The sequence below is a fragment of the Streptomyces spectabilis genome, from assembly GCF_008704795.1.
GTDB lineage: Bacteria > Actinomycetota > Actinomycetes > Streptomycetales > Streptomycetaceae > Streptomyces > Streptomyces spectabilis.
The window spans coordinates 5,696,290-5,710,250 of sequence record NZ_CP023690.1 but is presented as its reverse complement, the minus strand read 5'-3'; the positions used below and the strand labels follow the sequence as shown (position 1 = coordinate 5,710,250).

15 protein-coding genes and 1 tRNA gene are annotated in these 13,961 nt (G+C 70.2%); 3 read left to right on the top strand and 13 right to left on the bottom strand.

Annotated features, from left to right (window positions below; genetic code table 11):
- Positions 1-231: 231 nt before the first annotated feature.
- The 8 genes from CP982_RS25120 to CP982_RS25085 all read right to left on the bottom strand — a co-directional run bounded on the left by CP982_RS25120 (position 232) and on the right by CP982_RS25085 (position 6,155).
- The gene (locus CP982_RS25120; protein WP_150512578.1) at positions 232-1,095 is read right to left on the bottom strand and encodes an SCO4651 family lipoprotein; all 864 of its coding nucleotides are present in this window, start codon (positions 1,093-1,095) and stop codon (positions 232-234) included.
- A gap of 125 nt (positions 1,096-1,220) precedes the next feature.
- Positions 1,221-2,123, bottom strand: coding sequence for an SCO4651 family lipoprotein (locus CP982_RS25115; protein ID WP_150512577.1), 903 nt, complete (start codon positions 2,121-2,123; stop codon positions 1,221-1,223).
- Between the two features lie 233 nt (positions 2,124-2,356).
- The gene (gene rplA, locus CP982_RS25110; RefSeq protein WP_150512576.1) at positions 2,357-3,079 is read right to left on the bottom strand and encodes a 50S ribosomal protein L1; all 723 of its coding nucleotides are present in this window, start codon (positions 3,077-3,079) and stop codon (positions 2,357-2,359) included.
- A gap of 79 nt (positions 3,080-3,158) precedes the next feature.
- Positions 3,159-3,593, bottom strand: a complete 435-nt coding sequence (gene rplK / locus CP982_RS25105) for a 50S ribosomal protein L11 (protein WP_016645192.1) — start codon at positions 3,591-3,593, stop codon at positions 3,159-3,161.
- A gap of 291 nt (positions 3,594-3,884) precedes the next feature.
- Positions 3,885-4,412, bottom strand: coding sequence for a hypothetical protein (locus CP982_RS25100; RefSeq protein ID WP_150512575.1), 528 nt, complete (start codon positions 4,410-4,412; stop codon positions 3,885-3,887).
- 286 nt (positions 4,413-4,698) lie between these two features.
- Positions 4,699-5,610, bottom strand: a complete 912-nt coding sequence (nusG, locus tag CP982_RS25095) for a transcription termination/antitermination protein NusG (RefSeq protein WP_150512574.1) — start codon at positions 5,608-5,610, stop codon at positions 4,699-4,701.
- A 77-nt stretch (positions 5,611-5,687) separates the two neighbouring features.
- A complete protein-coding gene (secE, locus tag CP982_RS25090; RefSeq protein ID WP_150512573.1) occupies positions 5,688-5,975 on the bottom strand; it encodes a preprotein translocase subunit SecE in 288 nt (95 codons plus the stop codon).
- A gap of 107 nt (positions 5,976-6,082) precedes the next feature.
- Positions 6,083-6,155 (bottom strand) — tRNA-Trp (locus CP982_RS25085).
- Positions 6,156-6,357: 202 nt separating this feature from the next.
- Here CP982_RS25085 and CP982_RS25080 point away from each other — a divergent pair.
- Both CP982_RS25080 and CP982_RS25075 read left to right on the top strand, forming a co-directional pair.
- Positions 6,358-7,584, top strand: a complete 1,227-nt coding sequence (locus CP982_RS25080) for a pyridoxal phosphate-dependent aminotransferase (RefSeq protein ID WP_030685517.1) — start codon at positions 6,358-6,360, stop codon at positions 7,582-7,584.
- Positions 7,585-7,708: 124 nt separating this feature from the next.
- Positions 7,709-8,728, top strand: a complete 1,020-nt coding sequence (locus CP982_RS25075; protein ID WP_150512572.1) for an adenosine deaminase — start codon at positions 7,709-7,711, stop codon at positions 8,726-8,728.
- On the opposite strand, the gene CP982_RS25070 is transcribed toward CP982_RS25075, so the two are convergent.
- Positions 8,718-9,329, bottom strand: a complete 612-nt coding sequence (locus CP982_RS25070; protein WP_150512571.1) for a TetR/AcrR family transcriptional regulator — start codon at positions 9,327-9,329, stop codon at positions 8,718-8,720. The two genes, CP982_RS25075 and CP982_RS25070, sit on opposite strands and share 11 nt — an antisense overlap.
- A gap of 83 nt (positions 9,330-9,412) precedes the next feature.
- Between CP982_RS25070 and CP982_RS25065 the strand changes: the two genes are divergently transcribed.
- Positions 9,413-10,051: an NAD(P)-dependent oxidoreductase gene (locus CP982_RS25065; RefSeq protein WP_150512570.1), complete on the top strand. Its 639-nt coding sequence runs from the start codon at positions 9,413-9,415 to the stop codon at positions 10,049-10,051.
- A gap of 36 nt (positions 10,052-10,087) precedes the next feature.
- Here CP982_RS25065 and CP982_RS25060 read toward each other — a convergent pair whose 3' ends face one another.
- From CP982_RS25060 to CP982_RS25045, 4 genes are all read right to left on the bottom strand, one after another.
- Positions 10,088-11,143 carry a UDP-N-acetylmuramate dehydrogenase gene (locus CP982_RS25060; protein WP_150512569.1) on the bottom strand — a complete coding sequence of 352 codons (1,056 nt, stop codon included), beginning with the start codon at positions 11,141-11,143 and terminating at the stop codon, positions 10,088-10,090.
- 100 nt (positions 11,144-11,243) lie between these two features.
- Positions 11,244-12,674 carry a DHA2 family efflux MFS transporter permease subunit gene (locus CP982_RS25055; RefSeq protein WP_150512568.1) on the bottom strand — a complete coding sequence of 477 codons (1,431 nt, stop codon included), beginning with the start codon at positions 12,672-12,674 and terminating at the stop codon, positions 11,244-11,246.
- An 85-nt stretch (positions 12,675-12,759) separates the two neighbouring features.
- Positions 12,760-13,395 carry a TetR/AcrR family transcriptional regulator gene (locus CP982_RS25050; RefSeq protein ID WP_150512567.1) on the bottom strand — a complete coding sequence of 212 codons (636 nt, stop codon included), beginning with the start codon at positions 13,393-13,395 and terminating at the stop codon, positions 12,760-12,762.
- 135 nt (positions 13,396-13,530) lie between these two features.
- A complete protein-coding gene (locus CP982_RS25045) occupies positions 13,531-13,959 on the bottom strand; it encodes a MaoC family dehydratase (RefSeq protein ID WP_150512566.1) in 429 nt (142 codons plus the stop codon).
- Positions 13,960-13,961 lie beyond the last annotated feature (2 nt).

The following is a 13,961-nucleotide window of genomic DNA, read 5'->3' as shown; positions in this document are numbered from 1 at the left end:
CACAAGGAAGGGGCTCTGCACAAAACGAAACGCCCCGGCGCAGGCGCACGGGGCGTGAGCTCTACCGGACACTTGCGCGTCCAGGAGCACTTCCACGGTCACCTGCGCGGGTCGTCCGCAGTTCAGCGGATCCTTCGGCCGCCGCATACCCTCACGAGCACACGACAACGACCAGCGGTCTTTGGCTTCTCCGGAAGGTTACGCGAACGGGGGCGCGTCGAGCAAATCGGGTCAGCCCTTCGCGCCCGAGTCCTTCATCATCTGGGCGAGGTCCATGACCTGGCTCTTCGGCGGTGCCGTGACCGTCACCGGCTTGTTCACGTCGAAGAACGTGATCGTCATGTCGAACTTGCCCTTGTCGGCGTCGCCCTGGGTACGGAACTGCTTGGCCCGGTCGTCGCCGTCGATCCACATGTCCATCGAGAGCTTCTCGATGCCCATGTCCTCGAACTTCTCGATGTTCTTCGTGCGGCTCGCCCGCGTCTTCGCGTCCTCACCCTTGAGGTCCGCGCGCAGGTCGTCGAGGGTGACCGTGCCCTTGTAGTGGGTCGTCTCGACGCCGTCGACGGTCTCCTCGCCGACCTTCTTCACGTCCTTGGAGCCGGTCAGGAAGGCGGCCTCCTGGGCCGGGTTCTTCTCGGCCTGGCTGGACATGGAGGAGCCCCCGGGCTTGCCCGCGCCCTGCTTCTCCATGGCCTTGGCGTCGAACTTCATCCAGCTCTTGCCGTCCGTCTCGGCGGAGGGCTTGCCGCCGCCGAGGTACAGGCCGCCGTCGACGAGCCGGATCTCGGCCTTCTGCGCCCCCTGGTCGAGCGCGGTCATCTTCATCCGCATGGCGAGCGGCTCCGCCGTCATCGACGCCTCGGCCTTCACGCGCCCGTCACCGGGCACCTGGCCCTTCATGCGGAAGCTGAAGGACTTGAGCTCCTCGCTGTTCTTCGCGGCCTTCTGCACGGCCGCGGCCGGCGAGAGGTCGCCCCCCGCGCTGTCCGACTTCTTCTCCGTGCCGCAGCCCACCGCGCCACCGGCGAGCAGCAGGGCCGCCACGGCGGCCCCCGCCGCTCCCTTACGGCCCTTACGTACGGAAATGATCATTACCCCACCCCTAGGAACATTTGATCCATTTATTGCTGTGGGCCGAGGTTACCTGACGGACACACGCGGGGTCTCTGGGATATCTCCCGAGGTCAGAACGTGATCAGGCTGCTATCGGGGCGAGATCAGGTGGCGGGCTGCCGGTTCATCAGGTCCTTGAAGTCGGCGGTGTCGGACGCGGGCGGCTCCTCGGCGGAGACCTCGGTGCCGTAGTCGCTGTAGTACGCCGTCGCGGACAGCGCGCCGGTCTTCATCTGGCCCTTCTCGACCTTCTTGACCAGCAGGTTCTCGTCGTTGACCCAGATGTCGACGGTCTCGGTGGTGACGCCGGCCTGCTCCAGCTGCCGCTTCATGTCGGCGAGTTGGGACGCGCTGAGCCCGGAGGACTTCTCGGCGAGCGCGGCGACGTCGACAGTGCCCGAGTAGCGCGTGGTGTTCACGCCGCGGACCTTCTCCTCGCCGACCTTCTTCACGTCACCGGAGGCGAGCAGCATCTTCACCGACTGGTGCGGCGTGCTGTTCTGCATCGCGTCCTTCATGTACGCGCCCGAGCCGCCGCCTATCCGCTCCAGGTCGTCGTACGCGTACTTCACCCAGTGCTTGCCGTCGGCCTGCGCGGCGAACTGCTCGCCCATCTTGGCGTAGTACGCGTCGGGCAGATAGCGGGCCTCCATCGAGGTGCTGCCCGTCTGACGCATCGTTTCGGCGAGCTGGCCGCCGGTGTACGTGATCGTCATGTTGCCGGTGAGGCCGTCCTCCCAGCCGAGGGCGCCGCTGGCCTTCATGGACATCACGGAGCCCATGGTGGTCTCGGACTCCACCCTGGCCGAGTCCGCCTTGTCGGTGGACTTCTCGATGGTGCGCAGGGCGGCTATCGGGCTGACGCCGAGGCCGCCGCCCCCGCCCTTGCCGGAGGAGCCCTTGGAGTCGTTGTCCGAGCCGTCCGACGAGCCACAGGCGGTGATGCCGGTCAGCGCCGTCGCGGCCGCGATCGCCAGCGCCACGCGGCGTGCTGTCGTGCCGTTCATGTCGTCCCACCCCTTGCGTCCATGGAGAGTCGGCACGCTAGCGCGGCCCGCCCCCCGGCGTCCTTCGTACGTAGCCGAAATCACGTACGGCGAAGTCACTTGCGGAGAAAGCTCGTTCACGTACGGGCGAAGCCCGTTCCCCCAGCGTCTACCCGTACAACGGGACGGGTCCCGCACCACGAATGGTTGCGGGACCCGTCGGATACGCGCCAGACGCGCGGCTGCCGTCAGTGTCAGACGGCGGCCGGGTCCTCCTCGGTGAGGAGGTTGCGGGTGCGGTTGGAGTCCAGCGGAATGCCGGGGCCCATCGTGGTGGTGATGGCGGCCTTCTTGATGTACCGGCCCTTCGCGGCCGACGGCTTCAGACGGAGGACTTCCTCCAGGGCCGCGGCGTAGTTCTCCACCAGCTTGGTGTCGTCGAAGGACACCTTGCCGATGATGAAGTGCAGGTTCGAGTGCTTGTCGACGCGGAACTCGATCTTGCCGCCCTTGATGTCGTTGACAGCCTTCACGACATCGGGGGTCACGGTGCCGGTCTTCGGGTTCGGCATCAGACCACGCGGACCGAGCACGCGGCCGAGGCGGCCGACCTTGCCCATGAGGTCCGGGGTGGCGACGACGGCGTCGAAGTCCAGACGGCCCTTGGAGACCTCGTCGATCAGCTCGTCGGCGCCGACGATGTCGGCCCCGGCGGCTTCCGCGGCCGCAGCACGGTCACCGGTCGCGAAGACCAGGACCCGGGCGGTCTTACCGGTGCCGTGCGGGAGGTTCACGGTGCCACGGACCATCTGGTCGGCCTTGCGCGGGTCGACACCCAGACGGAAGGCGACCTCGACGGTGCCGTCGAACTTGGTCGCGGAGGTCTCCTTGGCGAGACGGACCGCCTCGAGCGGGGCGTAGAGCTTGTCCCGGTCGATCTTGGCGTCCGCAGCGCGGAGAGTCTTGCTGCGCTTCACTTCTACTCCTGAGGTTCAGGTTGGAGTTCGTGGTCCGGGCCGGCGCTGGCCCTGCCACTCAGGTCGTACGGGGGTGAGGTCAGCCCTCGACCGTGATGCCCATGGAGCGGGCGGTACCGGCGATGATCTTCGACGCGGCGTCCAGGTCGTTCGCGTTGAGGTCCGGCATCTTGGTGGTGGCGATCTCGCGGACCTGCGCCTCGGTGATCTTGGCGACCTTGGTCTTGTGCGGCTCGCCGGAGCCCTTCTCCACGCCCGCGGCCTTGAGGATCATCTTCGCGGCCGGCGGGGTCTTGGTGATGAAGGTGAAGGAACGGTCTTCGTAGACCGTGATCTCCACCGGGATCACCCAGCCACGCTGCGACTCGGTCGCGGCGTTGTAGGCCTTGCAGAACTCCATGATGTTCACGCCGTGCTGGCCCAGCGCGGGGCCGACAGGCGGGGCCGGGTTGGCGGCGCCGGCCTGGATCTGGAGCTTGATCAGCCCCGTGACCTTCTTCTTCTTGGGAGGCATTGCTCTCTCCGGGTCCTAGTGAGAGTGTTGAGCAGCCTCATCCGCCGTGATCCTGCGGCATTCCGCGACGACCGTCACACGATCGTCTGGATCATCTGGATAGAGGCATACCGCCCTACGATAACGGGTAACGCGCCGGGGCCCAAACCGACCCCGAGCAGGCCCGTGGGCCCGCCCCCGTGTGACGGGCCCACGGACGTGCCGCGGCCCCGCTCGACGAGGGCCGGGAGGGCGCCCCCCGCCGAGCGGGCACTTGAGAGCCGGCCCCCGCGTTCGAGGGCGGCCCCGGCCTCAGCAGCGCTTGGACGTCAGCGCCTGGCCCGGCAGCGGATCACCGGGAGCGCGCAGCTGGCCGATGGCCGCGGTGCACTCGGCGGCGGTGGCCGCGGGCAGCGACCAGAACTCCGCGCTGTTGGTGCGGTTCCACCAGTCCTGGCCGAGGATCTCGTCCCGGGTGTAGCTGTAGACGCCGGTGCTGACGTCGTAGTCCTTGATCTTGTCGCGGAAGCTCTTCCACACCCACACGTAGCCGTAGTTCTTCTTGCACGAGGGCGAGTAGAACTGCTTGACGGACGCCGCGTGCGCGCCGTTCCGGTCGATGTAGGCCGTGGTCCCGATCTGGTAGGCGTCGGCACAGACCCCCGCGGCCTGTGCCTTGGCGCTCCTCGGGTTGCCGTCCGCGGAGGGCGCCGTCGACTGGGGCGCGGCCCTGCGGGCGTCGGGCGCGGGAGCCGGGCCGGTGCCGGCGACCGCGGCACCGCCGCTGACCAGGACGAAGGCACAGGCAGAGGCGGCGATCGCGGTCTTGCGAGCTCTCATGAGGTGTCCCCTTGCTCGTGGTGAGTGAGCCCATCCGGCCATACCGCAGCAGAGCACCACAAATCGCCGCGCCAGGGGTGCAGAAATCCCCTTGGGCGTGGGTGGTGAGTCGTGGAGAGCGGCGGGAGGGCCGGGCGGTTCCGTCTATCAGGTCAGACGGCCCGACCCGCCGGATGGTTGTGGTGCGGAACACATTTGCTCCGCACAGGGGTGCGGCCGGGCATGCGACAGGGCCCCCGACCTGCGGAAGACCGCTGGTCGGGGGCCCTGTCGGAAGAGCGTCGCGTCAGTTCTTCTGGATCTGGTCGAAGCTGAGCTCGACCGGGGTCTCGCGGCCGAAGATCTCGACGAGGCCCTTGACCTTCTTCGAGTCGGCGTTGATCTCGTTGATGGTCGCCTGGAGCGTGGCGAACGGGCCGTCGGTGACGGTGACCGAGTCGCCGACCTCGAAGTCCAGGACCTCGACGGTGACCTTGCGGGCCGGAGCGGGCTTGCCCTCGGCCTCGGCGGCCTCGCGGGCGGCCTTCTCCTCGGCCTCCGGGGCGAGCATCTTGACGATCTCGTCCAGGGTCAGCGGGTACGGGTCGTAGGCGTTGCCCACGAAGCCGGTGACGCCGGGGGTGTTGCGGACGACGCCCCAGGACTCGTTCGTCAGGTCCATGCGGACCAGGACGTAGCCGGGGAGCTTGTTCTGGCGGATCGTCTTGCGGTCGCCGTTCTTGATCTGGACGACCTCTTCCTGGGGCACCTCGGCCTGGAAGATGTAGTCCTCGACGTTCAGCGAGACGGCGCGCTGCTCGAGGTTGGTCTTCACGCGGTTCTCGTAACCGGCGTAGGTGTGGATGACGTACCACTCGCCGGGCAGACCGCGCAGCTCGTCACGGAGGGCGGCGACGGGATCGACGGGCGCGGCGGGCTCCGCCTCCTCGACCTCGGCGTCGATCTCAGCCTCGGCCTCGGTCTCTTCCTCGGCGTCGTCCTCGACGAGCTCGGCGGCAGCGGCGTCCTCGTCGGTCTCCGCGACGGCCTCGGCCTCGTCGTCCTCGTGCACAGCGGCCTCTTCGGCAGCCTCACCGGCGGCGGCGTCGGCAGCCTCGACCTCGTCCGGGTCCACGGCGTCCGCCGCCTCGACGATGTCGATCTGGTCCTCCACGGACTCCGCCGACTCGATGGCGTCGTTCAGGTTCGGGTCAGACACGGTGGCTGCTTCTTCCTGGATACAAGGGGGTGGAACGCGCGAAAGGGGCGCCTGGCACGGCGCCCTTCGCTTTCGGCCTAGCCGAAGATGTACTTGATGAGGTGGCTGAAGCCGTAGTCAATCACGGTCACGAGACCGATCATGATGACGACGAAGACGATCACGACGGTGGTGTACGTCGTGAGCTGGTTCCGGGTGGGCCAGACGACCTTGCGGAGCTCGGCGACGATCTGGCGGTAGAAGAGCGCGAGACGGCCCAGGGGGCCCTTCTTGCCGCGCTTGCCGCCCTTGCGGGCCTTCTTCTGGGACTCCGGCGCCTCGTCCTGGGCATCAGGCATGTCGATGGAGCCCACGGCGTCCGTCACTCGTCCTCACCTGATTCCGGGTCGTGGCCGTGCCGCGCCCGGTTGAGCCGCACGGCGGTGCATTGCAGTACGTACATGCGCACACATCCTGGCGAAGGTGTGTGTAGCAGGGCCGGAGGGACTTGAACCCCCAACCGCTGGTTTTGGAGACCAGTGCTCTACCAATTGAGCTACGACCCTTTGATTTCCCCCAACCTACCGCATCCGACCCTGTGCACGGAGTGCGGTGGAAGGAGCGGCCGGTGAGGGCCAACGACGAGTGAGTGTACGTGGTCCGGAGCGCCCCGTCGAACAGCTCGGGTCCCGCCGGTCGATCCGGAGGTGATCACGGGTCCGGCAAACCCGTGTGCCCGGGCCCCGCGAGGTCTGGAACGATGGGCGCATGAGCGCTGTCACTCCACCCACCGAGCGCCGGGTCTCCGCCCGCATCGGCGCGATCTCCGAGTCCGCGACCCTCGCCGTCGACGCCAAGGCCAAGGCCCTCAAGGCCGCCGGGCGCCCGGTGATCGGTTTCGGCGCGGGCGAGCCCGACTTCCCGACCCCGGACTACATCGTCGAGGCGGCCGTCGAGGCCTGCAAGAACCCGAAGTACCACCGGTACACCCCGGCGGGCGGCCTGCCCGAGCTGAAGGCCGCGATCGCCGCGAAGACGCTGCGCGACTCCGGCTACGAGCCCGAGGTCTCCCAGATCCTGGTCACCAACGGCGGCAAGCAGGCCATCTACGAGGCCTTCGCCGCGATCCTCGACCCGGGCGACGAGGTCATCGTCCCGGCGCCGTACTGGACGACGTACCCGGAGTCGATCCGTCTCGCGGGCGGCGTCCCGGTCGACGTCGTCGCCGACGAGACCACCGGCTACCGCGTCTCGGTCGAGCAGCTTGAAGCCGCCCGCACGGAGAAGACCAAGGTCGTCCTCTTCGTGTCGCCGTCGAACCCGACGGGCGCGGTCTACAGCCGCGAGGACGCGGAGGCCATCGGCCGCTGGGCGCACGAGCACGGCCTGTGGGTCCTGACCGACGAGATCTACGAGCACCTGGTCTACGGGGACGCGGAGTTCACGTCCCTGCCCGCCCTGCTGCCCGAGCTGCGCGACAAGTGCATCGTGGTGAACGGCGTCGCGAAGACGTACGCGATGACCGGCTGGCGCGTGGGGTGGATCATCGGCCCGAAGGACGTGGTGAAGGCCGCGACGAACCTCCAGTCGCACGCCACCTCCAACGTCTCCAACGTCGCGCAGGCCGCCGCCATCGCCGCCGTCTCCGGCGATCTGACGGCCGTCGAGAAGATGCGCGAGGCCTTCGACCGCCGCCGCAAGACGATCGTGCGGATGCTGAACGAGATCGACGGCGTCCTCTGCCCCGAGCCCGAGGGCGCCTTCTACGCGTACCCGTCGGTGAAGGGCCTCATCGGCAAGGAGATCCGCGGCAAGCGCCCGCAGGACAGCGTCGAGCTGGCCGCGCTGATCCTCGACGAGGTCGAGGTCGCGGTCGTCCCGGGCGAGGCCTTCGGCACGCCGGGCTATCTGCGCCTGTCGTACGCCCTGGGTGACGAGGACCTCGTCGAGGGCGTCTCGCGGATCCAGAAGCTGCTGGCGGAGGCCCGCGACTGAGGCACCCGCGTGCGGCGGACCCAGTGCACCACATGGTGCGCTGGGTCCGTTTCTTCGTTCGGTGGCGTACCTCGTGGGAAAAAGCGGCTACCGGGACCGGGGGTGCGTACGGCAAGATCCTGGAATGGAGCGTGTACGAGACGTCAGCGAGCTGCCCAAAGCCCATCTGCACCTGCACTTCACCGGGTCGATGCGGCCCTCCACACTCCTGGAGCTCGCGGACAAGTACGGCGTCCACCTGCCGGCCGCGCTGACCAGCGGGACCCCGCCGAAGCTGCGCGCCACCGACGAGCGCGGCTGGTTCCGCTTCCAGCGGCTCTACGACATCGCGCGGTCCTGTCTGCGCGAGCCGGAGGACATCCAGCGGCTGGTGCGGGAGGCCGCGCAGGAGGACCTCCGGGACGGTTCCGGTTGGCTGGAGATCCAGGTCGACCCGACGTCGTACGCTCCCCGGCTCGGCGGGCTCATCCCCGCCCTGGAAGTCATCCTGGACGCCGTCGACAGCGCCTCGCGCGAGACCGGCCTCGGCATGCGCGTCCTGGTCGCCGCGAACCGCATGAAGCACCCGCTGGACGCGCGCACGCTCGCCCGGCTCGCGGTCCGGTACGCCGACCGCGGCATCGTCGGCTTCGGCCTGTCGAACGACGAGCGGCGCGGCATGGCGCGGGACTTCGACCGGGCCTTCGCCATCGCGCGGGAGGGCGGCCTCCTCGCGGCCCCGCACGGCGGCGAACTGACGGGCCCCTCCTCGGTGCGCGACTGCCTGGACGACCTGCACGCCCGGCGCATCGGCCACGGCGTGCGCGCCGCCGAGGACCCGCGGCTCCTGAAGAAGCTCGCCGAACGGGGCGTGACCTGCGAGGTGTGCCCGGCGTCGAACGTGGCGCTCGGTGTCTACGAGAAGCCCGAGGACGTGCCCCTGCGCACGCTGTACGACGCCGGGGTGCCGATGGCGCTCGGGGCCGACGACCCGCTCCTGTTCGGCTCGCGGCTCGCCGCGCAGTACGAGATCGCGCGGCACCACCACGGCTTCACCGACGCCGAACTGGCCGAGCTCGCCCGGCAGTCGGTGCGCGGCTCGGCCGCCCCCGCCGGCCTACAGGAGAAGCTGCTCGCCGGGATCGACGGGTGGATCAGCGGCTGACGCCGGCGAGGAGCGTGCGGGCGAGGCCCGCGGCGAAGGCGTCGACGGGCCGCGGGGGCCGCTTGCCGACCGTGGCGTCGTAGGCGAAGGCGCGCTGGGCGCAGGCGCCCAGGAGGAGCGAGGCCGCGGCGAAGGTGTCGGCGTCGGGGGCGATGCGGCCCGCGTCGCGCTCGGCGCGCAGATAGGCGTCCAGGGCCTCGATGGGCATGTGAGGGCCCATGCCGCGCTCGCGCATGGCGTCGTCGTGGCGGCGCTTGAGCTTCGTCTCCGCGTACAAGGAGGCGGCGACCGGGAAGCTCTGTGCGTAGAACTCGCAGGCCAGGACGGCGATCTCGGTGAGGTTCTGCTCGACGGTGCGCTCCCCCGGCTCTTCGATGAGGCGGCGCAGGAGGGGGCCGAGGCGGGGCAGCCGCTCCTGGAGGACATCGACGAACAGGTCCTCCTTGCTCGCGAAGTGCTTGTAGAGCGCGGCCTCCGAGCAGCCCGCGGCCTTCGCGATCTCCTTGGTGGTGGCCCGGGCGAGGCCGAGCGTGACCATGAGCTCGTGGGCCGCGTCGAGGATGCGTTCGCGCGTGGGCCGTTGCCGTGCCTGCTGTTCCATGAACCGTCCTACCGGGCTTGACGAGAGGGTGAGTACATACTCACCCTAGTGGTGAGTGAATACTTACCCACCTGGAGGGCGCGATGAGGATCACGGTGTTCGGGGCGAGCGGCGGCATCGGCGGGGAGATCGTCCGGCAGGGCCTCGCGGCGGGGCACGAGGTCACGGCGGTGGTGCGCGATCCGGCGCGCCTCACGGCGGCCGGGGACCGCCTGGAGGTGGTCCGGTCCGACCTCACGGACGCGAGGGAGCTGCGCGGGGCCGTGGCGGGCCGGGACGCGGTGCTCTCCGGTCTGGGGGCGCGCGGAAACGCGGACGCGCGTGCGGGCATCGCCACGCGCCTGACCGTGCCCGTGCTGCGCGCCATGGAGGCGGTGGGTGTGCGCCGCCTGCTGCTGGTGAGCGCGGCACCGCTGGGCCGGGCGGCGGAGCGCGATCCGCTCCTCGACCGCGCCACGATGGCCGTGGTGAGCAGGGTCTTCAAGGCGGTGTACGCGGATCTGCGCGCCATGGAGGGCGAGCTGGCGCGCAGCGCGACGGACTGGACGTCCGTACGTCCGCCGCGCCTCCTCGACCAGCCGCTGACGGGCACGTACCGGACGGCTGTCGGGCACAATCCGCGCAGCGCGCGGCAGATCGGCCGGGCCGACGTGGCGCACGCCATGCTGACGATGATCGACGACCCGGCGACGGTGAAGCAGGGCGTGGGCGTCGCGTACTGAACGCCGGTGGGCCCCTGGGGCCCGCCGGGGGGGGCGCTACAGGCTGACGCCCACCGTCACCGGCTCGTTGACGAGCGTGACCCCGAAGGCGTCCCGTACGCCCGCGACGACCTCGCGCGCCAGGGCGAGCAGGTCGTCCGTGGTGGCGCCGCCGCGGTTGGTGAGGGCCAGCGTGTGCTTGGTGGAGATGCGGGCGGGGCCCTGGCCGTAGCCCTTGGGGAACCCGGCCCTGTCGATGAGCCAGGCGGCGGAGGTCTTCACCCGGCCGTCGCCCGCGGGGAACGCGGGCGGCGTGACGTCCGGGCCGAGCCGGTCGGCCACGCGCGCGTGGAAGGCGGCGAACTCCTCGTCGGTGAGGATCGGGTTGGTGAAGAACGACCCGGCCGACCAGCTGTCGTGGTCCTCGGCGTCGAGCACCATGCCCTTCCCGGCGCGCAGCTTCAGGACGGTCTCGCGGGCGACGGCCGCCGGGACGCGTTCGCCGACCTCGACACCGAGCGTGCGGGCCGTCTCCGCGTATCTGATCGGGGCGCTCATGCCGTCCGCGTCCTCCAGCGCGAAGCGCACGCGCAGGACCACATAGCGCTCGGGGTCGGCCTTGAAGCGGCTGTGGCGGTACGAGAATCCGCACTCCTCGTTCCCGAGGGTGACCGTCTCGTCGGTCCTGCGGTCGTAGGCGACCACTTCGGTGATCGTCTGGGAGACCTCCTGGCCGTACGCGCCCACGTTCTGGATCGGCGTCGCGCCCGCGGAGCCGGGGATCCCGGCGAGGCACTCGACACCCGCGAGGCCGGCCGCGACGGTCCTCTCCACGGCGTCCGTCCACACCTCGCCCGCCGCGAGCTCCAGCGTCGTGCCGTCGAGCGCGAAGCCGGTGGTGGCGATGCGCAGGGCGGTCCCGGCGAAGCCCTTGTCGCCGATGACCAGGTTGCTGCCGCCGCCGATGAGCAGCAGCGGCGTACCGGATGCGTCGGCCTCGCGGACGGCGGCGACCACCTCGGCGTCGGACGTCGCGGTGACGAGGCGGGTGGCGGGGCCGCCGAGCCGGAAGGTGGTCAGCGGGGCGAGGGGGGCGTCGTGAAGTACCTGCACGCACACCAGGGTATGCGGGCCCGCTCCGGCCCCCGGGCGCCGGGCCTCCGGGACGCGGGAACCCACCCGCCGGAAGGGCGGGTGGGTTCGGGGGAAGGCCTCACGCGGCGACCGGCACCCGCTCCTGCGCCGGAGCGGCGGCGTCCGTCCGCCCCGGCCGGCGGCGGGGCAGCAGCGCCGCGGCGGCGGCCGCGAGGGCGACGCCCCCCGCGCCCACCCACAGCGCGGGCTGGAGGCCGTCCACGAACGCCGACGGCGACGCGTATCCGCCCTGGGCGGAGAAGACGGAGGCGAGGACCGCGATGCCGAGCGCGCCGCCCACTTCGCGCAGCGCGTTGTTCGCCCCGGAGGCGATGCCCTGCTCGGAGGGCCGGACGCTGGCCATGACCAGGCTCGCGGCCGGGGCGAAGAACAGGGCCATGCCGATCCCGCTGATGATCAGGGCGGGGAGCTGGGCGGCGTACGACACGTCCGGGCTCACGATCAGCGCGAACCAGCCGAGGCCCACGGCCTGCAGTGCGAGGCCCGCGGTGACGATCGGGCGGCCGCCGATGCGGTCGGAGAGGTATCCGGCGATGGGCGCGACGATCATCGGCATGCCGGTCCAGGGCAGCATCCGGAGGCCCGCCTCGGTCGGCGAGTAGCCGAGCACGCCCTGGAGGAACTGGGCGAGCAGGAAGATCGAGCCGAACATCCCGACGAACATCAGCAGGCTGGCGGCGTTGATCGCGGAGAAGGCGCGGTTGCGGAACAGCCGCATGGGCAGCATCGGGGCCGGGTTCCGGATGCCGTGGTGCACGAATCCGGCGAGGAGTGCGCCGCCCGCGATCAGGCCGGTCAGGACGGGCGCGCTGGCCCAGCCGTCGATGTTGCCGCGGATCAGGGCGTAGACGATGCCGAAGAGGCCACCGCTGGCGAGCAGGGTGCCGGCGGCGTCGAGCCGGGCGCCGGTGCCGTGGGACTCGGTGAGGCGGAGGCGGGCGAGGGGCAGCAGGGCGATGCCCAGCGGAACGTTCAGCCAGAAGATCCACTGCCAGGACACGTGTTCGGTCAGGGTGCCGCCGATGAGCGGCCCGCTGGCGACCGCGAGGCCGTTGACGGCCCCCCAGATCCCGTACGCCATCCCGCGCTTGGCGGCGGGGACGGCGGCCGTGAGCAGGGTCAGGGTGAGCGGCATCATGACGGCCGCCCCGACGCCCTGCACCGCGCGGGCCGCGATCAGCTCCTCGATGCCGGGCGCGAGGGCGGCCGCCGCGGAGGCGCCGGTGAACACGGCGAGGCCGATGCCGAAGAGCTTGCGGCGCCCGAACCGGTCCCCCAGGGCCGCGCCGAACATCAGAAGCACGGCGAAGGTGAGCGTGTAGGCGCTCACCGTCCATTCCAGGTCTTCGAGCCCGCCGCCGAGGTCCTCGCGGATGGAGGGCAGCGCGGTGGTGACGACGAGGTTGTCGAGGGCTGCCATGAACCCGGCGACGCTGGTGATGACGAGGGCCCACACGAATCCCCCGCGCGGTGCTGCTTGCTGTTCCATCGCTCCCCCAGATACTGAGTGCTGGTTAGTAATTGATGACTAACTTTCCCGGACAGAGAAATGCCCGGGAACCGGACGATCGCTCTTACTGCGGCTGCTCCGCCGGGGGCCGACCCGCGGGCCGCGCATCCTCCGGCTGCCCCGCGAGCCGGGGCCTTCGGACCTCCTCCGGAGGCTGAGCCGATGCGTAGAACCCCTCCCACACCCGGTGCTCGGGCGGGAAGCCCATGGCCGACAGGGCGTTGACCAGCATCCCGTAGGCCAGGAAGGCCGTCGTCTCGCCCACGTCGGCGCCGAGCGGCAGGTGCACGGTCTCCCACAGCTCCATCCAGCCGGCGCGCACCATCTCGCCGAACTCGTGGTCCCCGGCCTCCTCGGCGGCGGACACGGCCACGTACGTCTGGAGCTGCATGTGCAGCTTGTCGGGGTCCTCCGCGATGAGGCGCTGGTACGCCCGGGCCATGGAGTGCAGGGCCTCTTCGCCTTCGAGCCCCTCGCTCGCGGTCTCGAACACCTTCCGGACCTCCTCGCAGCAGCGCGCCGACGCCGCGAGGAACATCGCCTTCTTGCCGGGGAAGAGGCGGAAGAGATACGGCTGCGAGACCCCGACGCGCTTCGCGATCGCCTCGGTGGACGTCCCGTGATAGCCGCCGCGGGCGAACTCGCTCATCGCCGCCCGGATGACGCTCTCGCGCCGCTCCTCCGCACTCATCCTGACCATGCGAGTAAGTTAGTACTCAATCACTAACTAGGTCAAGAGGGGTCGGGGCCCCATGCGTAAGGGGCGCCCGCAATGGAGGACGCCCCTTACTTCTTACTTCGTCACCTGGTCTCGCGGTCTCGCGGCCGGGCCTTCTCAGGCCAGCCGTACGACCGCGCGCGACATCCCGAGGACCTTCTGTCCGGCGCTGGTCGCCAGCAGGTCCACGCGGACCTTGTTGTCGTCGAGCTTGGCCGCGACCTTGGCGCTGACCTCGATCGTCGCGCCCTTGTCGTCGTTCGGGACCACGACGGGCTTGGTGAAGCGCACGCCGTACTCGACGACGGCGGCCGGGTCACCGGTCCAGTCGGTCACGACGCGGATCGCCTCGGCCATGGTGAACATGCCGTGCGCGATGACGTCCGGCAGGCCGACCTCCACCGCGAACTTCTCGTTCCAGTGGATGGGGTTGAAGTCCCCGGACGCGCCCGCGTACCGCACCAGCGTGGCGCGCGTCACCGGGAAGGTCCGGGCCGGCAGCTCCGTGCCGACCTCGACGTCGTCGTATGCGATCTTCTCGGTCATCG